Source organism: Streptomyces sp. NPDC102270 (assembly GCF_044766405.1).
Lineage (GTDB): Bacteria > Actinomycetota > Actinomycetes > Streptomycetales > Streptomycetaceae > Streptomyces.
Window position 1 is genome coordinate 406,603 of sequence record NZ_JBIWLX010000003.1, and the last position, 17,289, is coordinate 423,891.

The window sequence follows — 17,289 nt, forward strand, 5'->3', positions numbered from 1 at the left end:
TAGAAGCCGGTGGCGGCCCGGGAGTTCGGGCCGCCGTCGCCCCCGGGGGCCTCGGCACCTCACAGGAGGTGGTCGAACTCCCCGTCCTTCGCGCCGGCGAGGAACGCCGCGACCTCGGCCGGTGTGTAGACCAGCGCGGGGCCGTCGGGATCACGGGAGTTGCGCAGCGCGACGCCGCCGTCGACCAGTGAGGCCACTTCGACGCAGTTGCCCTCGGCGTTGCTGTGACGGCTCTTGACCCAGCGGGCGTCGAGCGAACTCGCCCGCACTCCGTTCTGCACTGGCACTGCAGTCTCCTTGCTGTTCACGATCTGTGCCGGGCGCTGTGCCCGGCCGTGCGGGGCGGGACAGGGGCGCGCAACCGCAACCCCCGTGGCCCCACCCAATCTTCGCGCAATTTCTCGTGCAATTGCACGCGGACGCCTTCAGCGTGGATAATAGCTGCGGCGTCAACCCCCGCGGTTGCGCCCCGTCTTGACGTCGCATCAAGGAGATGCCGTGTCGTCACCTGCGAATCACGTGCTCCGGCCGCCGAGCCAGGCTGTGCCGGAGGTGGGTGATGCCGGCCCGGCCGGTGCGACCTCGGGGCGTCCCGGCCCCGCCCACCCGCAGCGGCGGCCACCGGTGCTCGGCCCCTTCGTCTCCGCCGCGCTGCTCGTCCGGTGCAGTGCGGAGGGGTTCGCCCGGGCCCGGGCCTTCACCCGCGAGACGCTGAGCGGCTGGTCCCTGGACCACCGCAGCGACGACGCCACCCTCGTGATCACCGAACTCGCGGCCAACGCCGTGGCCCACGCGGTCCTCAGGCCCGCGGCGGACGGTGTCCCCGAGGTGTGGCTGGGGCTGTCCTTCGATCCCGCCCATCTACTGGTGACCGTCTCCGACCCCGGTGACGAGCCGCCCGCGTACACGCCCGACGACGCCACCTCCCTGCGGGAGCACGGCCGGGGCCTGTACATCGTCGACGCCCTGGCTCAGGAGTGGGGCTGGACCTCACGGCCCCCCGCCGGCAAGACCGTCTGGGCCAAGCTGTCGACCACCCCTCCTCCCTGACATGACCGCGGAAAGGTTTCACGCCATGCGCACCGCTCCGGACCAGCCGAGCAACGAGCGCACCAGCTGCCCCGTGCCCACGACCGGGGTGGCGCGGACCACGCCCCTCGCGGCGCTGAGCCGGGTGCCCTGGGGCGAGATCCAGGACTCCACCGGCTGCGCCGCGGCCATCCCCCTGCTCCTCAACAGCGTGGCCTGGGGGGATCCCGAGACCGCCTGCGCCGCACTCGGCGACCTGCGCAGGCGCATCTGCCAGTACGGCTTCGTCGTGGAGCAGGCCACCGCCGCCACCGTCCCCTTCCTCTGGGAGCTGGCCCAACTGCCCCACGTGACCTGCCGGGCGGAGATCATCCAACTGCTCAGGAGCATCGCCGGCGCCCGCCAGTGGGAGAGCACGGCGGCCGTCTATCCCAAGCTGCTCAACCACCGCGAGAACCCCGTGGTGTGGGAGCGCCGGGCCCGCCAGGCCGTCCGCGCCAAGAGCGGCGTCATCGAGCGGCTGATGGCCGACGACGACAGCGAGATCGCCCACGCCACCACGGAACTCGCCCGCACCCTGGACGAGTAGGAGTGCTCGCCGCCACCTGGTGTACTCCTGGCCGACGAGGGGGAGAAAGCGCTTGCCCTCGACTCGGCAGCCGGAAGGACCACCGACGATGGCCTCGTCGCCGGCAAGACCGCTCGACCATCGCTCCCGGGGCGAACACCCGCTCCGCACCCTCGGCTACCTGCTCCGCGCCGACCGCCGCCGACTGGCCGTGGCCGTCGCGGTGTTCACCGTCAAGCACAGCCCGATCTGGCTGCTGCCGCTGGTCACCGCGTCCATCATCGACACCGTCGTCCAGCACCAGCCGATCACCCGGCTCTGGACGAGCACCGGCGTCATCCTGTTCATCCTGCTGGTCAACTACCGTTCCTAAAGACTGAGCGGGAGTGGGTCCTGTTGCCAGGACCCATGCTCAGCCGGGTGTCCCGAACGGTGGTGGGCACCCTGGTCGCCCGCTTTCGCTCCACTACCCGGCGGCGCGCATCCGGTGCGCGGTCCGGGAACGTGGGGGCGGGTTCCCTCACGCCTGCGGGTGTCCGGTCGGGCCTGGACGGTCCGATGCCCCGCACCCTCACTCTGGTGGGGCGGGGGCGGTGTCGTCCGTCGCCGGATCCGATGCCCGAGGGCGCGTCGCCCGATCGCGATGCTCGCCACATCGTGCCGGGACGGTGTGCGGTGTGGGGGGTCAGCGGTTTCTGCCAGTGCGATGGCCTGAGTCGTGCTCAACGTGGTCGGCGTGCTGGTCCTCACCGGGGCCGCGCTGGTGTCGTACTACGGCGTGTGGGGCGTCACCGCCGACGACGTCGTCTGCACGCCGGACAGGTCGCCTGAGGCGCGCCGGACCTCAGGCCACGCTGCTCCGCGGCACGCGGCCGGGGCACGTCGAGTCGTGGTCGGTGCCGCAGCTCGTCCACCAGCGTTCACAGCACGCGGTGTCGAGTTCGGCACGGACGATGTCGTCGGCGGCCCCCGCACCGGGCCCGTCGGCCCTTGCGCGCAATTCGGCCAGAGTGTGTCGCTGGTCCTGCAGCACGCTCTCGCGCACGACCGCGATGACCGGGACCAGGCTCGCGGCGGCGAACAGACACGCGGCCCACGGCGGGCCTTGGCGCAGCGTGAGAAACGCGGTCCAGGCGAGTCCGGTGCTCGTCGCGAGATAGAGGGCGCTGAGGAGACCTGCGGAGCGGTTCATGGGCGTATACCGTTCATGTGCGAGGGATGCCCCTTGTTCAACGGTTTGCGGCCCTTCGGGAAGCGGGTCCGCCCGCACGGTATTGCGCCAATCGCATGCCGGGGAGCGGCGGACGGGATTGGGCCGGCGCAGAGGGGGCATACGCAGCGAAAAATTCGAGAGAGGGGCGCTTCGTGCTCGTACCGGACCCGAAGACCGTCAGAACCCTGCTGACCCGCTATGCGTCACTGAGGATCGCCCAGGCGGAGAGGGAGACTCCGGCGACGGTTCGTGAGCTGGCGGACGTCAGTTACACCCTGTGCGTGATGATGGGCACCACGGACGTGCGGGAAGCGGTCGCCAGGGCGGATGCGCTGCTGCCGGCCGCCGGGTGCGCGGACCCGGACGGTGAGGGCAGCCTGCCGCTGGCGGGATGAGACCACGCCGGGCCCGGCGGGCGGTCAGGAGCGCGCCGCCGCCGGGACGGCGTCCTTCGCGTGGAAGGCCGCGCGGTACGCCTGCGGGGTGGTGCCGACGACCCGGCGGAAGCGTTCCCGGAACGCCGTGGGGGAGCCGAACCCCGCCTGCCGCGCGATCCGTTCGACCGGGTGGCCGGTGTTCTCCAGCAGGTACTGGGCGCGCCGCACCCGGGCCCGCAGCACCCACTGCAGAGGTGTGCTGCCCGTCTGCTCACGGAAGCGGCGGCTGAAGGTGCGCTCGCTCATTCCCGAACGGGCCGCCATCGCCCCGAGGGTGATCTCGTGGGCCAGGTTGTCCTCGATCCACTCCAGCAGCGGCTCCAGTGTCGAACCCCGGGGCACGGGCGGGTGGTCGTACACGATGAACTGGGCCTGTCCGCCCTCCCGTTCGAGCGGCATCACCGACATCCGGGCGGCATGCGCGGCGACCGCCGAGCCGAGATCCCGGCGGATCATGTGCAGACACATGTCGAGGGCCGCGGCCGCACCCGCGGAGGTCAGGAGCTGACCGTTGTCGACGTACAGCACGTCCGGCCGGACCTCGACGGCGGGGAAGCGGCGCGCCAGGTCGTCCGCGGCCACCCAGTGCGTGGTGGCGCGCAGCCCGTCGAGGAGTCCGGCCTCCGCCAGCACGAACGCGCCGACACACACGGACGCGATCCGGGTGCCGGCGGCCGCGGCCTCCCGCAGCGCGGAAAGGACCCGCGGTGAGGGCGGTGCGGCGGTGGGCGAGCAGCCCGGCACGATGATCGTGTCCGCCTCCGCGAGGGCTTCCAGTCCGTGTTCGACCCGCAGCGTGAAACCGCCGTCCGCGCGGACCTCCGGTGACTCGGCGCACAGCCGGACCCGGTAGGCGGGACGGCCGTCGGGGAGCCGCGTCCAGTCGAACACCTGCATGGGTGCCGCCATGTCGAAGGGCACCACATCGTCGAGAACCAGGATCGCCACGGAGTGCATGACGGCCACGATAGGCAGGTTCCCGCCACCGTCACGACCACGGGGGCAGGCAGAAGTGCTTGTCGGGCGCGTTGGCGGGAATCCGTTGGAAGCTGTCGTTTCAGCCCCTGTGTGATCATCCGGCGGGTTCCTAGGGTGGGCGGGCACCGACCGCACCGGAGAAGGACACGCCACCCCATGACCAAGTTCCTGCTGGCCCTGCACGTCCTCGTCGCCATCGTCGCCGTGGGGCCGGTGACCGTGGCGGCCAGCATGTTCCCGCCCGCGGCCCGCCGGGCCCACGCGGAGGAGGCCGGCGTCGGCACGGTACGGCTGCTGCACCGCATCTGCCGCGTCTACGCGGGCATCGGCGTCGCGGTCCCCGTCCTCGGTATCGCCACCGGAGCCGCGATGGGCGTGCTGGGCGACGCGTGGCTGACCACGTCCATGACTCTGACGGCCGCGGCCGCCGGGGTCCTCGCCGCCTTCGTCCTGCCCCGGCAGGGCGAACTGCTCGAGGAACTGACCGGACAGGGCAGCGTCGAACGCGGCGCCACCGTCCAACTGGCCATGTTCACGGGCATCTTCAACCTTCTGTGGGCGACCGTGACCGTCCTGATGATCGTGCGTCCGGGGTCCACCACCGGCGCATGACCGCCCGCGGGCCGTCAAGCCCGACACCGGAATTCGTACGTCGGTGTGTTCGGGCGCCTAGACTCGGCAGCCGTGCCCACGCGCGTGGGCCCGCGAAAACGAAAGGCGCGTTGACGGGTGTTCCAGGATTCCCCCATCTACGACCGACTCGTCGCCGAGCGCGGCGACGTCCCCGCTTCAACCCGCAGGGAGGCCGAGCGCGTACGCAGGGAACTGGAGTACGTCATGCGGCCGCTGCAGTCCTTCATGCCTCCACCCGTCCCCGACCGCCCGGCCTCGCCCGGTCAGGGATGGGTGCCGGCCCTGCCGCCCGCCGCCCCGCGGCCCTACTGACCCGGCCTCAGGACACCGCGGAGTCCGCGCCGTTGGCGCGGGAGCGCGGGTCACCGGGCCGGGCCAGCCACTCGGCGATGCCGCGTGCGATCGGCTGGCCCGTCTCCACCTCGATGAAGCCGAACTGCCCGGACTGGTTGCACTCCAGGAACCACCAGGTCCCGTCCCCGTCCTCGGCGAAGTCGAAGGCCCCGTAGGCGAGTTCGGCCGCCCGGAGATAGTCCCGGACGGCCGCGGCCACGCGCGGCGGGACTTCCGTGGGCTGCCAGGAGGACGTGGACGGGGCGAAACGGACATCCACCTCGTCGTCCGCCCCGGTGACCTTCCGGGCGGCCAGCATCGTCTCGCCCACGACGGTCAGGCGGATGTCGGCCCGTTTGGCCACCCGCCGCTGCAGCAGGGTCGGGCCGTACGCGACGGCCGCGAAGTCGGCGTCGGGTGCGACCCGGCTGGTCGGCACCGCCCGCGGCGGATCCTGCGGGTGCGCGCCGGAGACCGGCTTGACCACCAGATCGGGGTAGCGCTCGGCGAACTCGCGGGCGGCCTGCGGGAACGTCGTCACGATCGTGGCCGGGACGGGCAGACCGCAGCGCTGGGCGAGCCGTAGCTGCCAGGGCTTGTGACGGGCCCGGCGGGCCGCGTCGGGGTGGTTCATCCAGCGGGCCTCGCTGCCCCGGAGCATGCCGTACAGCGCCTGGGCGGACTCCTCGGTCAGCCACTCGGAGGGCGCGGCCGCCCGCGCCGCGGGGGTGCCCGGACGGCGGACCCAGATCGAGCGCAGCCCGGAGATGCCCACCAGGCGGCCGCCGACCGACAGGTGGCCGCGGAAGCTGCCGTGGACGTACTCCCCGGACAGTGCGACACCGTCGGTCAGGTCGGCAGGGTCGAGCCGGACCACCGGTACCCCCGTGGCGTTGAGGTGCACGACGACCATGTCGGCCGTCACGTCCTCTTCGCAGGTAAGAATCAACACGGTCATCGGACGCGGGCCGTGTTCAGTCGTCGAAGTGAGTCTTGGAGCCCGCCGTGCTCGTGGTGGTCCCCAGTTCCCTCATCAGCGCGTGGTCGCGGGCCGCGACCCGGCCGTCCCTGAGCACGTTCAACTGCAGCCCGGAGTCGTAGACGTACGGAGTGGTCGCCTCCAACGTCGCTGCCGGACGTGCGTAGTTGAGCGCGAACGGTTGCATCGTCTCTCCCTCGCCGGTACTGCCTCCCACCGACGGCCTCTCCCCACGACGCCGTCAGGTCAGCCGACTTCCTTCGGCTTCCAGAGACTTATACGAATCGAACGAGTGATTGGTTTCCTTACACTGCGTAATCACGGTCGGCGGGACGTCTCCCGCTCCCGCCCGTCGAGCCGTAGCGCCGCCCGGTCGGCGGCGGAACCGCGCAGCGTGCGCAGGGCGAGCAGCAGGACACCGATGTCGTCGAGGTACACCGGGTCCGGCACCAGATCGGTGGGCAGCACGAAGTACAGCAGGGCGCCCCAGAAGACCCAGCGGGGCCCAGTGGGCAGTCCCGCCCGCCGCAGACCGCGACGGGTTCTCACGAGCCGCACCAGCAGCCCCACGGCCACCGCGAGCGCCAGCGCCGCGAGCACCGCGACGACGACGATCAGTGCTGTGGTCGAATCCACGGGCCGACCTCCTCCTCCGGGCGCCGAACGGCCCGCTGTCTGACGGATTCCCGTATCCGGTCCCCGTATGGCTCACCGAGGGCCCTCTCACACCCGTGGCTCATCCGAGTGGCACGCCGCCGGGTACCCGCTTACGAATGGGTCATCTCAATGTCGCGGTCGCACGCCGGGGGCGCGTAGGAGCGACCGCACTCTTTGTCTGGAGCAGAGCATGACCACCGGCCCGACAGCAGCTCACCCGAACGAACCCGCCATACCGATGGACCGGTCGTACGGCGATCCCGTCGGCGACCTGGTGCGTGCCGCCGTGGCCGACCGTCCTCTGGAGGACGTCGTCCACCTCATCACCCTGATGGAACAGTCGCCCCAGTACGCGCAGGCCACCGTCGCGGCCCTGCGTACCGTCGGCGTGGACCGGTCCGTGGAGGACGTCACCCGGCTGGTCGCCCTGCTGACCCGGCCGCCCCGGGACGCGGACAGCGCCGACGAGGCGATCCGGGCCGCCGTCGAGTCCCGTCCCGTCGAGGACGTGACCCGTCTGGTGGCCCTGCTGAACCGGTCCGAACTCCAGCCGCACTGCGGGCAGGAGGCGGTGCGCGCGGCGGCGACCGGCCGGCCCGTCGAGGAACTCGTCGAACTCATCGGGCGGTTGGCGACGGAGACACCCCCGCAGCCGTCGTACGAGGCGCACGAGCCGTACGGCGAGGAGTGGCGGCCCGAACCGGAGTTGCCGGGGCCGGGCGCCTTCCCGGCCCCGCCACCGCATCCGCCCGCGTCGATGCGGCCCCGAAGGACATCGGTCTGGCCGGCCAGGGTCGCCGCCCTGGCACTGCTGGTCTGCGGTGTGCTGTGCTTCCCGGCGTACCTGGACGGGGCGTCGCCGCAGGTGTACGGGTTCGCGCTCGCGGTGTCAGCGCTGTGCGTCCTGCTCGCCCTGCTGACGCTCCGGCCCGTCCTTGCGGTGCTGGCCCTCGGGGTCGTCGTGCCGGCCGGGATCGCCGCGGGCCAGCTGCTCGACGGACGGTTCCGCTCGGCCGGGCTCGCCCGGGCCGTGGAACTTCCGCTCGCGCCGGCCTGGCTCGCGGGGACGGCGGCCGTGTGCGCGTCGCTGGCCGCGCTGACCGCTCTGGTGGTCCATCTCGCGTCCCAGGCACCTGCGAGGAGCAGCCCGACGGAGCGGCGGATCGTGGAGGCGCTCCGCGAGACGGCCGACGCTCCGCTGTCCGCTCAGCGTCCCTGAAGCCGCTGGGAGCTGCCCCCTGCCCGCAGGCCGCTCAGTACGCGGTCCGGTGTCAGGGGCAGCTCGCGCAGGCGTACGCCGGTGGCGTGGAAGACGGCGTTGCCGATCGCGGCGGCCGTCCCCACGATGCCGATCTCGCCGATGCCCTTGCTGCCCATCGGGTTGAGGCGGGTGTCGACCTCGTCGATCCAGTGCGCCTCGATGTCGGGCACGTCGGCGTGCGTGGGCACGTGGTACGCGGCCAGATCCGACTCGGTGAAGTCGCCGAACGCGGCGTCCATCGTGCTGCCCTCGGTCAGGGCCATGCCGAGTCCCATGGTCATGCCGCCGACGAACTGGGAGCGCGCGGTGCGGGCGTTCAGGATGTGCCCGGCGGCGTACACCCCGAGCAGCCGGCGCACCCGGGTCTCGCCGGTGACCGTGTCGACGGTGACCTCCGCGAAGTGGGCGCCGAAGGCGTGCCGGGCGAAGGGGCTGTCGGCGTCGGCCCGGCCGGCCGTGTCGGCCCGGACCTCGATGCCCTCCACGGGCAGCGGCGGCCCTTCGGCCAGGCGCTCCGCGAGCCGGGCGCACGCCTCATGCACCGCCCAGCCCCACGAGGCGGTGCCCGACGAGCCGCCGGCCAATGACGCTGCGGGCAGGTCGCTGCTGCCCACCTCGGTCCGCACGCGCGCCACCGGCACGGCGAGCGCGTCCGCGGCGATCTGCGTGAGCACGGTCCGGGCGCCCGTGCCGATGTCGGTGGCGTTGATCCGTACGAGGAAGGTCCCGTCGGGCATCGCCCGCGCCGCAGCCGTGGACGAATGCACCAGAACGGGATACGTGGCGGCCGCGACCCCCGACCCCACCAGCAGCGGGCCCTCGGCGCGAGAGCGCGGCCGTGGGTCTCTCTCGGCCCAGTCGAAGCGCCGGGCGCCCTCGCGCAGGCACTCGACCAGGTGCCTGCTGCTGAAGGGCTTGCCGCTGTCAGGCTCGGTGTCCGGTTCGTTGACGATCCTCAACTCCACCGGATCCATGTCGAGTTCGGCGGCGAGTTCGTCCATGGCCGACTCCAGGGCGTACATGCCGGGAGCCTCGCCGGGGGCCCGCATCCAGGACGGGGTGGGCACGTCGAGCGGTGCCACGCGGTGCGTCGTACGGGAGTCGGGGGCGGCGTACATCACCCGTGCGGGCACGGCGGCCTGCTCCACGAACTCCTTGATCCGCGAGGTGTGGGTGGTGACCTCGTGGATCAGGGAGGTGAGCCGTCCGTCCGGATGGGCCGCGAGGCGCAGTCGATGCAGGGTGGGGGCCCGGTGCCCGACGACGGCGGGCATGGAGCGGCGGGGGAGCGCCAGGGTGACCGGCCGTCCGGTGTGCCGGGCCGCCATCGCGGCGAGCACCACGTCCGGACGGGGGGTGCCCTTGGACCCGAAACCGCCTCCCACGTGCTCGGCGAGAACGGTGACGTGGTCCTCCGGGAGGCCGAACAGGTCGGCCAGGACGGTGCGTACCACCGTGGAGCCCTGTGTGGAGGTGTGCACCGTGAGCCGGTCGTCGTGCCACTCGGCTGTCGTGGCATGCGGTTCCATCGGGTGGTTGTGCAGCGGGGGCACCCGGTAGTCGACGTCGACGCGGAACTCGGCGGACGCGAACACGCTCTCAGGATCGCCGCGTTCACGGGTTCCGGGGTATCCGTCGTTGGCCTGCTCGGGGGCGTACGCGGCCGGGTGTGTGGCGGTCAGCGTGACGTCGTGGTCCTCCACGGCGTAGTCGACGCGGACGGCGGCGGCACCGGCGCGGGCGGCCTCCAGGGTCTCGCCCACCACCAGGGCGACGAACCAACCGCGGTGCGGGACGCGGGAGTCGCGCAGCACGGCGAGCGTGGGGTCTTCCGGCTCGGACAGTTTCGGCGCGTTCTCGTGGGTGAGCACGGCCAGGACTCCGGGCACGTCCAGAGCGGCCGCGGTGTCGATGCCGGTGACTCGGCCCCGGGCGATCGAGGCGGGCACGGGCCAGGCGTGCGCGCGGCCGGCAGCGGGCTGTTCGGCGGCGTAGCGGGCGGTGCCGGTGACCTTCTCCCGGCCTTCGCGGCGCTCGACGGGAGCACCCAGGCCGGTGGCGGCGGTTTGCGCAGGGGCGTCCATGCGTCCTCCTCAAATCCTTGCGGCCGCGGTGAGGCGGGTCAGGACGTCCAGGGCGAGCGAGCGCGCCAGGGGCACCTTGTAGCCGTTGTCCCGCAGTGGCTCGGCGGCGGAGAGCTCCAGGTCGACCGCGTGCTCGAACGCGGCCGCCGTGGGCGCGGCACCCAGCAGCGCCTGCTCCGCCCGCCGGGCCCGCCAGGGCCGGTGCGCCAGCGCGCCGAAGGCGATCCCGGCATGGTCGACCACCCCGTCCGTCACCCGCACCACGGCGGCCACCGAGGCGAGGGCGAAGGCGTACGACGCCCGGTCCCTGGCCTTGCGATAGGCGGACGGCAGTCCGGCTGGGGACGCGGGGAGCAGCACTCCGGTGATGAGTTCGCCGGGGAGGATCTCGGTGTCCTGCTCGGGATGTTCCCCCGGCAACCGGTGGAAGTCGGCCACGGGCACGCTCCGGGGGCCCTCGGTGCCGTACAGCTCCACGTGAGCGTCCAGCGCGGCGAGTGCTACGGCCATGTCCGAGGGGTGCGTGGCGATGCAGTGCGGGGAATGCCCGAGCACCGCGTGGTCCCGGTGCACGCCCTCGCGTGCGCCGCAACCGCTGCCCGGTGCCCGTTTGTTGCAGGGTTTGGACAGGTCCTGGAAGTAGGGGCAGCGGGTGCGCTGGAGCAGGTTGCCGCCCGTGGTGGCCGCGTTGCGCAGTTGCCCCGAGGCACCCGCGAGCAGGGCCTGGGAGAGGGCCGGATAGCGCTCACGCACGGCCGGATGGGCCGCCAGGTCGCTGTTGCGGACCGTGGCGCCGACGCGCAGCGAGCCGTCCGGGAGCTCCTGAACCTCGTCCAGGGGCAGGCGGCTGACGTCGACGAGCACGTCCGGCTGTTCGACGCCGAGCTTCATCAGGTCGACCAGGTTGGTGCCGCCGCCGAGATAGCGGGCGCCGGGGCGGGCGGCGAAGAGCTCCGCCGCCTCTTCGGGGCTGGAGGCCCGTACGTAGTCGAAGGTCTTCACCGGATCACGTCCTCGACCGCGTCGACGATGCGGGGATAGGCGCCGCAGCGGCACAGATTGCCGTTGAGCCGCTCACGGATCTCGTCCCGGTCCAGCGGTACGGGGCGGCCGGCCGGCATCTCGCCGGTGACGCGCGAGGGGTGACCCGCCGCGGCCTCGTCGAGCATGCCGAGCGCCGAGCAGAGCTGGCCGGGGGTGCAGTAACCGCACTGGAAGGCGTCGCGGTCGAGGAAGGCCTGTTGCAGGGGATGCAGTTGCTCCCCGTCGCCGCCGAGGCCCTCGACGGTCCGGACCTCGCTGCCGTCCAGGGCGACCGCGAGCAGCAGACAGCTGTTGACCCGGCGCCCGTCCACCAGGACCGTGCAGGCCCCGCACTGTCCGTGGTCACAGCCCTTCCTGGCACCCCACAGCTCCAGATCCTCGCGCAGGACGTCGAGCAGGACGCGCCGGTGGTCCACGAGGAGGGTGTGGGGTTTTCCGTTGACCGTGAGCGTCGTCTCCGAGCAGGTGGCGTGGTCGCTGTTCTCGCCGCTCATGATGACGGTGACCTTCCGGACGGGCCGAGGTGCTGTCCCCACCGCGTATCCACAGCGGGCCCTCCGACACCTCCCGCCACCCGCGAAATGAGCCCGCTTAGGCTGGTCCCATGAACGCAGACGTCTTGCGGGCCGCCTACGAGGCCTTCGCGGCCGTGGTACGCCCGCTCGACGACGAGGAGTCCTGGCGGCCCACCGGCTGCGCGGGCTGGGCGGTGCGCGACCTGGTCTTCCACTGCACCGCGGACGCCCAGCGGGCCCTGGTCGCCCTGCACACGCCCGCGGCCGGACCGCCCGACCGGGACGCGGTGACCTACTGGCGGGACTGGGCGCCGGACCCGGCCGGCGCGGCGAACGGGCGGCGCTTCAACCGGGTGAGCGCCAGCATGTTCCTCGATTTCCGTCAGCTGCGCGACCTGTACCTGGAGACCACCACGGCCACCGTGAACGCCGCCGCCGACGCCCGGCCGGATCTGCGGGTCGCCACCCAGGGCCATGTGCTGACGACCGGGGACCTCGTGGTCACCCTCGTCGTCGAGGCCACCGTCCACCACCTCGACCTCGTCATCGACCTGCCGGACGCGCCCGGCCCCGCACCTGCCGGACTGGCCGCGGTGCGTGCCACGCTCGACGGCCTCCTCGGGCGGCCCCTTCCGCTCGACTGGAGCGACGAGCACTACGCCCGCGCCGCCACCGGACGCGCACCGCTCACGGAGCCCGAACGCGGTGCCCTCGGCGCGGACGCGGACCGGTTCCCGCTCTTCAGCTGATCTGCCGGTCCGGGTCCTCGTCACGGGCCGGCGGCCGCAGGGTGCCCTTCCAGCGCCCGAACGTCTTGGACAGCTGCTGCAACGGCGAGGCGGCCTCCGGGTCCGCCCGGGGCTCCGGGGCGTTCTCGCGGTAGATCGCCAGGGCCTCGTTGGCCCGCTCGGCTGCCTCCCGGTACAGGTCCCGGGACTTCGTCATGGCCTCCAGCGCCTCGGCGTACATCGCCACGAGCGCCCGTTCGCGTTCGAGCTCCTCCTCCAGCGTCAACAGCTGCCACTGCTCCCGCAGCGCGGTCACGGCCGCCTCGGCGCCCGCCGGGAGCGGCTTGGGCATCGCGGCGTACCGCGTCACGGTCGCGATCAGCTCGGTGGGCTCCGAGCCGTCGAGGAACACATTGCGTACGGAGAAGTCCTGGCCGTCGAAGCCGGGCGGCACCGGCGTCCCGGGCAGCACCACGGCACCGCCGCGCGGCACCTCCACGCCGAACTCCTTCACCGCCCAGTTCAGGACCCGCAGTTGGTGCGGCTGCGCCCGGTGCTCGACCACCCGGTGGCGCAGGCTCGGCGGCAGCATGTCCGCCAGCGGTCGGCGGCCGCTCGCGCCAGGGGTCATGGCTTCGTGGACGACGACATGCACCGCCCAGCTGCCGCGCACGGCCTGCCGGAGCACCCGCCGTACGTCCTTGTCCTCCTCGGGCAGCATGCTCAGGTCCCTCAGGCGCAGCCCTGTGGCGGCGTCGCGGTCCCAGAAGACGTCATCACCGTCGGGCCAGAACATGGTCGCGGGCGAGGGCCACCGCAGGTCCCACGGCTGCTCGGCCTCGGCCGCCAGCACCCACTCCTGTCCGCCGCTCGACACGGGGGCGAGCGAGAGCCGGGCCCGGACGGTCACCTCGTCGGCGACCCGCCAGCGGGCCTCGAAGATCCGCTCCGGGGCGTCCCCGGTCTCGGACGGCTCCTGGAAGTCGTCGAGGGTCGCGTTCTCCTTCAGTCGCTCCAGGTTTCGGCGCAGGACGTCGGCCGCATCGGATCCGAGATGGCGGCCGTGGGCCAGCCAGACGGTGGAAGGTGCCGTGGGGTCTGCCGTGGGAGTGCTTGACATGGGTCCATCTGTGAGAAGGAGTGGTGCGTGCCAGGGCCAAGTATCGTCGTCGCCGGCCCTTGCGGACCAGGCGGGGTCCGGCAGGCGGACACGCCCGGCGTGCGGCGCCCGCCGGTACGGAACGCTCACCGTGAACTGCCCCGCGCACACGGGGCGCACACGCTTCGCACAGAGCAACCGCGGTTCACTCGTGCCCGGTTCGCGGGCCGGCACGCCAAAATGACCTCTCGAACAGGGCCCGCCCACCATCCGCATTGGGGCGAGCCCTGTTCGTCGTCTCCGCCCGCTTGCGCGATTCGGCTGGCTGTATATATCGGCAGCCGATATATTCGTGTTCATGGCACCGAGGAACATGACACAGGCGGCCTTCTTCGTCCTGACCGCCCTCGCCGATCAGCCGCGGCACGGCTACGGCATCCTGCGCGAGGTCGAGGACCTCTCCGAGGGTGCCGTGCAGATGCGCGTCGGCACCCTCTACGGCGTACTGGACCGGCTCGCCGCCGACGGACTGATCGTGCTGGACCGCGAGGAGGTGCAGTCGGGCAGGCTCCGGCGTTACTACCGCCTCACCGACGAGGGCACCGCGGCCCTGGCCGCCGAGGCTGAGCGGCTGGCCGCCGGAGCGAGCGCCGCCAAGAAGCGGATCGCCGAGGGGCGCCGTACATCCCAAGGTGCTCCTGGCACCACCGACGTGCCCGCGACGGGGCCCGGACTCGCCGGAGGTCTGGCATGACGACGCTGCTCGAAGCCCGTTACCGCGCCGTCCTGCGCCTGCTGCCCGCCTATTACCGGCACGAGCGGGAGGAGGAGATGGTCGAGACCTACCTCTGGGACGTCGACCAGGAGACCCAGGAGCAGAGCCGGCCCACCCTCGGGGAGGTGGCGAGCATCGTCGCCCTGGCCGTGCGCAGCAGGCTCGGCGCGGGCGGTGCGCCTCGCCGCTACGCCGTAGTCGGCTCGGCCGTCCGTCTCTTCGCGCTCTTCGCCGTCCTGCTCCAGGCGGCGTCCGCCGTGGCCGACCGGGTCCTCGGGCTGACCTGGGCGTCGACCCGTGGCGGGAGCCAGTGGGACATGTTCACGGACGGCTTTGCGGGCCACGGAGTATGGGTTGGTGCCGGCGCGCTCGCCCAGTGGTTCCTGCCGCTGCTGTGGACGGTCGCCTACGTCGCCCTCCTGCGCGACCACCGCCGCCTCGCCCAGGTCTCCGCGCTCGTGGCGGCCCTGCCGACGCTGTGGCCGCTGGTCGACATCTGGGCCCGTGACTTCGCCCCGTCGGACTCCGCCTACGTCGTCGCGGCCGCCGTGCCGGCCTGGGCGTCGGCGCTGGCGCTGTGCACTGCCCACCACCGCGACGCGCCCGCGGCGGCCCTGCCCGCGGGCACGCCCGGCCTGGTCTTCGCGGCCTCCTGCGTGCTGATGGGCGGCTCCGCCGTGGCGCTGCCCGGCGGGGTCGGCACCGTCTGGGCGCTCGTCACCTGCTACCTCGTGACGGCCCTCGCCCGGCTGCTGTACCGCGTGCGGGGCGAGCGCCGCGTCCCCGCCGAGGAGGCCGCCGCCCTCGCGGCACTGGGGCTGCTCCTGCTGGCGGTCCGGATCACCGCGGTCTACCCGTGGCTCGACGTCCTGCCCGGGGCGCTGCGCGTGGGTGTCCTGACCCAGGCGGTGGTCCTGGTAACCCTGACCGCCGCGTTGGCCGTGGTGAGCGGACGCGACTTGCTCAGCCGTGGTACGTGATGTACCCGTTGCCGTCCCGGTCGTCGGCCCTCTTGGTGTACGCGTGGGTGTCGGCGTGCGCGCCCGAGGGCTTGTAGAGGTAGATCGTGTCCTTGTCGTTGTTCCAGATGAAGTTGCAGTTGTTGCGGTAGACGACGTTGTTCCCGTCGGAATCGGTGCCGTGGCCGCCGCGCAGCTTCACATGGTCGCCGGGCTGGAGCGTGTGGTTCTTCGTGAACGTGAACTTGTTGGTGCTGGTGGAGTCCCGGACGACGTACCCCTTGAGGTTCACCGTCGCGGTCCTCGAGTAGTTCTTGATCGTCAGGTACTCCTCGTCGGTGTTGCCGGTGGCACAGCTGTTGGAGTCCCGGCCCGGGGCGTCGTACTGGACGCCCTTGATCTTCAGCGCCGACGAGTACTCGGCGGCGTGGGCCGGGACCGCGGTCAGCACGGTCAGCGCGCCTGCGGCCGCGACGACGGCTATGTGTCCTCTGCGCATGGGAAAAGCCCCCCTGTGAAGGTCTCGTGAAGAAGACCTGGAGCGTATACAACGCGGGGCGCCAAGGGGGGCTTTTCGGTTGAATCAGTAACCTACCCGGAATGTGGCGTCCTGCTTTTCCGTGGTCGTGGACACCGGGTCGATGCGCAGGACGTAGTTGGAGTGGCGGATGTAGCGGGTCGGGTTGTTGTACGAGCGGAAGGAGGCCCAGCTCGCGTCCGCGAGGCCCGCGGTGCGGTAGAAGGTCGCGTCACCGGCGAAGGTCGACGTGCCGTCGTTGACGTCGAGCCGGAGCTGGTAGTTGTAGTGCCGCAGGTAGCGGTCGGGGTAGTTGACCGACCGGAAGGACACGCCGGAACTGTCGGCGAGACCCGGGACGAGGGTCCACAGGGAGTCCTTGTACGGCTCGATCGGGTACTCGTCGATGCGGCCCGTGTAGTCGGAGTGGCGGACGTAACGGGCCGGGAAGTTGTAGGACTTGAGCCGGTTCCAGGTCGGCGCGCCCCACTTGGTGAGCAGGTTGTTGTACTCGGCGGTGGTGATCGTGGCGATGCCGCAGTGCTTGGAGTTGACCGGCTGGGTGTAGGTCTTCTGGTCGAGAGCGGTCCAGGTGCCGGTGGCGGGGCTGCTGGACTGCCAGGCGTAGAAGACGCCGTTGGGGGTGTAGGTGTCTCCCCACAGCCACCAGGTTCCGGAGGTGAGGGACTTGACCACGGTGGGGGCTTCGGTGCCGCCGTGGGCCACGCCCGCGCTGTACTCGGTGAAGCTGCCCGGGTTCAGGGTGGTGGATCGGGCGCTCACCAGGGTCTGGTTCTTCTTGAAGAAGAGGTAGTTGTAGCCGCTCACCCCGAGGGCCATGTCGCCGTCGATGACGTCGTAGCCGGGGTCGAAGAAGACCTGCGGGGCCGAGGCGGTGACGAAGTCGCTGGTGTAGTTGACCATGATCACGTTGTGGCCGCTGGAGTTGACCGCGGAGTAGATCACCGCGTACTGGCCCCGGCTCGCGTCCCAGAACGCCTCGGGCGCCCAGCTGTGGGTCGTCATGTCGTGCAGCTTCAGGCGCCGGTAGCCGGTGAAGGTGCGCAGGTCGGCGGAGTCCCAGACGTGGATGTACTGGCTGTTGTAGCTCCAGTCGGTGCCCTTGAGGTCGGTGGCGAGTACGACGAAGGTGCCGTCCTGCTTGCGCATGAGAAACGGGTCGCGCAGGCCCAGGGCGCCGGCGGTGGGGGTGACCAGGGGGTTGTTCTGGTTGAGCGGCGTCCAGTTGAGCCCGTCGGGGCTCACGGCCAGGTGGAGCCCGTAGTCGGTGCCGTCGCCGAGGTTGGTCGACTCGGTGAAGTAGACCATCGCGTACGCCGAGTCGGCGGCCTGCGCGGTGCCCGCGCCGAGCGTCAGGGCGAGCGGCACGGCGGCCGTCATGCCCAGGAGGCCGCGACGGGACAGGTGGGGGTTTGCGCTCATCTTGTTCTCCAAGCTGGCGTGCGGGGGCACCTCAAGT

General features: G+C 71.9%; 22 protein-coding genes and 1 pseudogene. 10 read left to right on the top strand and 13 right to left on the bottom strand.

Annotated features, from left to right (window positions below; all coding sequences use genetic code 11):
* Positions 1-59: 59 nt before the first annotated feature.
* Positions 60-281, bottom strand: coding sequence for a DUF397 domain-containing protein (locus ACIRP7_RS07250; protein ID WP_393598904.1), 222 nt, complete (start codon positions 279-281; stop codon positions 60-62).
* Between the two features lie 217 nt (positions 282-498).
* Between ACIRP7_RS07250 and ACIRP7_RS07255 the strand changes: the two genes are divergently transcribed.
* From ACIRP7_RS07255 to ACIRP7_RS07265, 3 genes are all read left to right on the top strand, one after another.
* Positions 499-1,050, top strand: a complete 552-nt coding sequence (locus tag ACIRP7_RS07255; protein WP_403654934.1) for an ATP-binding protein — start codon at positions 499-501, stop codon at positions 1,048-1,050.
* Between the two features lie 25 nt (positions 1,051-1,075).
* Entirely contained in the window at positions 1,076-1,618 is a 543-nt protein-coding gene (locus tag ACIRP7_RS07260) for a hypothetical protein (RefSeq protein ID WP_403654936.1), read from the top strand.
* An 88-nt stretch (positions 1,619-1,706) separates the two neighbouring features.
* Positions 1,707-1,970, top strand: coding sequence for a hypothetical protein (locus ACIRP7_RS07265; protein ID WP_403654938.1), 264 nt, complete (start codon positions 1,707-1,709; stop codon positions 1,968-1,970).
* Here ACIRP7_RS07265 and ACIRP7_RS07270 read toward each other — a convergent pair.
* A pseudogene (locus ACIRP7_RS07270) lies at positions 1,967-2,307 on the bottom strand (IS200/IS605 family accessory protein TnpB-related protein); the annotation flags it as partial. The gene ACIRP7_RS07265 and the pseudogene ACIRP7_RS07270 overlap by 4 nt on opposite strands.
* 134 nt (positions 2,308-2,441) lie before the next feature.
* Positions 2,442-2,789, bottom strand: a complete 348-nt coding sequence (locus ACIRP7_RS07275) for a hypothetical protein (RefSeq protein ID WP_403654940.1) — start codon at positions 2,787-2,789, stop codon at positions 2,442-2,444.
* 173 nt (positions 2,790-2,962) lie between these two features.
* Between ACIRP7_RS07275 and ACIRP7_RS07280 the strand changes: the two genes are divergently transcribed.
* On the top strand, positions 2,963-3,205 hold the full coding sequence (locus tag ACIRP7_RS07280) for a DUF5133 domain-containing protein (RefSeq protein WP_403654942.1): 243 nt from the start codon (positions 2,963-2,965) through the stop codon (positions 3,203-3,205).
* A gap of 24 nt (positions 3,206-3,229) precedes the next feature.
* Here the strand turns inward: ACIRP7_RS07280 and ACIRP7_RS07285 are convergent, their stop codons facing one another.
* Entirely contained in the window at positions 3,230-4,204 is a 975-nt protein-coding gene (locus tag ACIRP7_RS07285; protein ID WP_403654944.1) for a GlxA family transcriptional regulator, read from the bottom strand.
* A gap of 177 nt (positions 4,205-4,381) precedes the next feature.
* On the opposite strand from ACIRP7_RS07285, the gene ACIRP7_RS07290 reads away from it, so the two are divergent.
* Both ACIRP7_RS07290 and ACIRP7_RS07295 read left to right on the top strand, forming a co-directional pair.
* A complete protein-coding gene (locus ACIRP7_RS07290; RefSeq protein ID WP_403654946.1) occupies positions 4,382-4,837 on the top strand; it encodes a hypothetical protein in 456 nt (151 codons plus the stop codon).
* Positions 4,838-4,954: 117 nt separating this feature from the next.
* On the top strand, positions 4,955-5,170 hold the full coding sequence (locus ACIRP7_RS07295) for a hypothetical protein (RefSeq protein WP_403654948.1): 216 nt from the start codon (positions 4,955-4,957) through the stop codon (positions 5,168-5,170).
* A gap of 7 nt (positions 5,171-5,177) precedes the next feature.
* Here ACIRP7_RS07295 and tgmB read toward each other — a convergent pair whose 3' ends face one another.
* The 3 genes from tgmB to ACIRP7_RS07310 form a co-directional block, all read right to left on the bottom strand.
* Positions 5,178-6,149: an ATP-grasp ribosomal peptide maturase gene (gene tgmB, locus ACIRP7_RS07300; protein WP_403654950.1), complete on the bottom strand. Its 972-nt coding sequence runs from the start codon at positions 6,147-6,149 to the stop codon at positions 5,178-5,180.
* Positions 6,150-6,165: 16 nt separating this feature from the next.
* Positions 6,166-6,357 (bottom strand): putative ATP-grasp-modified RiPP, encoded by a 192-nt coding sequence (gene tgmA, locus ACIRP7_RS07305; RefSeq protein ID WP_352385061.1) that lies wholly within the window; start codon positions 6,355-6,357, stop codon positions 6,166-6,168.
* A gap of 131 nt (positions 6,358-6,488) precedes the next feature.
* The gene (locus ACIRP7_RS07310) at positions 6,489-6,806 is read right to left on the bottom strand and encodes a YkvA family protein (protein ID WP_403654952.1); all 318 of its coding nucleotides are present in this window, start codon (positions 6,804-6,806) and stop codon (positions 6,489-6,491) included.
* A 211-nt stretch (positions 6,807-7,017) separates the two neighbouring features.
* Between ACIRP7_RS07310 and ACIRP7_RS07315 the strand changes: the two genes are divergently transcribed.
* Complete coding sequence (locus ACIRP7_RS07315) at positions 7,018-8,046, top strand: hypothetical protein (protein ID WP_403654954.1); 1,029 nt, start codon at positions 7,018-7,020, stop codon at positions 8,044-8,046.
* Here ACIRP7_RS07315 and ACIRP7_RS07320 read toward each other — a convergent pair.
* Genes ACIRP7_RS07320 through ACIRP7_RS07330 form a run of 3 tightly spaced genes read right to left on the bottom strand, consistent with a single transcriptional unit; the run spans position 8,034 to position 11,710 of the window.
* Positions 8,034-10,172: a xanthine dehydrogenase family protein molybdopterin-binding subunit gene (locus ACIRP7_RS07320; RefSeq protein ID WP_403654956.1), complete on the bottom strand. Its 2,139-nt coding sequence runs from the start codon at positions 10,170-10,172 to the stop codon at positions 8,034-8,036. The genes ACIRP7_RS07315 and ACIRP7_RS07320 overlap by 13 nt on opposite strands.
* A gap of 9 nt (positions 10,173-10,181) precedes the next feature.
* On the bottom strand, positions 10,182-11,174 hold the full coding sequence (locus tag ACIRP7_RS07325; RefSeq protein WP_403654958.1) for an FAD binding domain-containing protein: 993 nt from the start codon (positions 11,172-11,174) through the stop codon (positions 10,182-10,184).
* On the bottom strand, positions 11,171-11,710 hold the full coding sequence (locus ACIRP7_RS07330) for a (2Fe-2S)-binding protein (protein WP_403654960.1): 540 nt from the start codon (positions 11,708-11,710) through the stop codon (positions 11,171-11,173). The genes ACIRP7_RS07325 and ACIRP7_RS07330 overlap by 4 nt, the downstream gene beginning before the upstream one ends.
* A gap of 110 nt (positions 11,711-11,820) precedes the next feature.
* Here ACIRP7_RS07330 and ACIRP7_RS07335 point away from each other — a divergent pair, with 110 nt between their 5' ends.
* Positions 11,821-12,480, top strand: coding sequence for a maleylpyruvate isomerase N-terminal domain-containing protein (locus ACIRP7_RS07335; protein ID WP_403654962.1), 660 nt, complete (start codon positions 11,821-11,823; stop codon positions 12,478-12,480).
* Here ACIRP7_RS07335 and ACIRP7_RS07340 read toward each other — a convergent pair.
* Positions 12,473-13,579, bottom strand: coding sequence for a hypothetical protein (locus ACIRP7_RS07340; RefSeq protein ID WP_403654964.1), 1,107 nt, complete (start codon positions 13,577-13,579; stop codon positions 12,473-12,475). The two genes, ACIRP7_RS07335 and ACIRP7_RS07340, sit on opposite strands and share 8 nt — an antisense overlap.
* Before the next feature lie 352 nt (positions 13,580-13,931).
* On the opposite strand from ACIRP7_RS07340, the gene ACIRP7_RS07345 reads away from it, so the two are divergent.
* Both ACIRP7_RS07345 and ACIRP7_RS07350 read left to right on the top strand, forming a co-directional pair.
* Entirely contained in the window at positions 13,932-14,312 is a 381-nt protein-coding gene (locus ACIRP7_RS07345) for a PadR family transcriptional regulator (RefSeq protein WP_403655144.1), read from the top strand.
* A complete protein-coding gene (locus ACIRP7_RS07350) occupies positions 14,309-15,313 on the top strand; it encodes a hypothetical protein (RefSeq protein WP_403654966.1) in 1,005 nt (334 codons plus the stop codon). The genes ACIRP7_RS07345 and ACIRP7_RS07350 overlap by 4 nt, the downstream gene beginning before the upstream one ends.
* Here the strand turns inward: ACIRP7_RS07350 and ACIRP7_RS07355 are convergent.
* Together ACIRP7_RS07355 and ACIRP7_RS07360 are read right to left on the bottom strand one after the other, a co-directional pair.
* Complete coding sequence (locus tag ACIRP7_RS07355; protein ID WP_403654968.1) at positions 15,297-15,791, bottom strand: lamin tail domain-containing protein; 495 nt, start codon at positions 15,789-15,791, stop codon at positions 15,297-15,299. The two genes, ACIRP7_RS07350 and ACIRP7_RS07355, sit on opposite strands and share 17 nt — an antisense overlap.
* An 84-nt stretch (positions 15,792-15,875) precedes the next feature.
* Positions 15,876-17,252 carry a glycoside hydrolase family 43 protein gene (locus ACIRP7_RS07360; RefSeq protein WP_403654970.1) on the bottom strand — a complete coding sequence of 459 codons (1,377 nt, stop codon included), beginning with the start codon at positions 17,250-17,252 and terminating at the stop codon, positions 15,876-15,878.
* Positions 17,253-17,289: the final 37 nt, after the last annotated feature.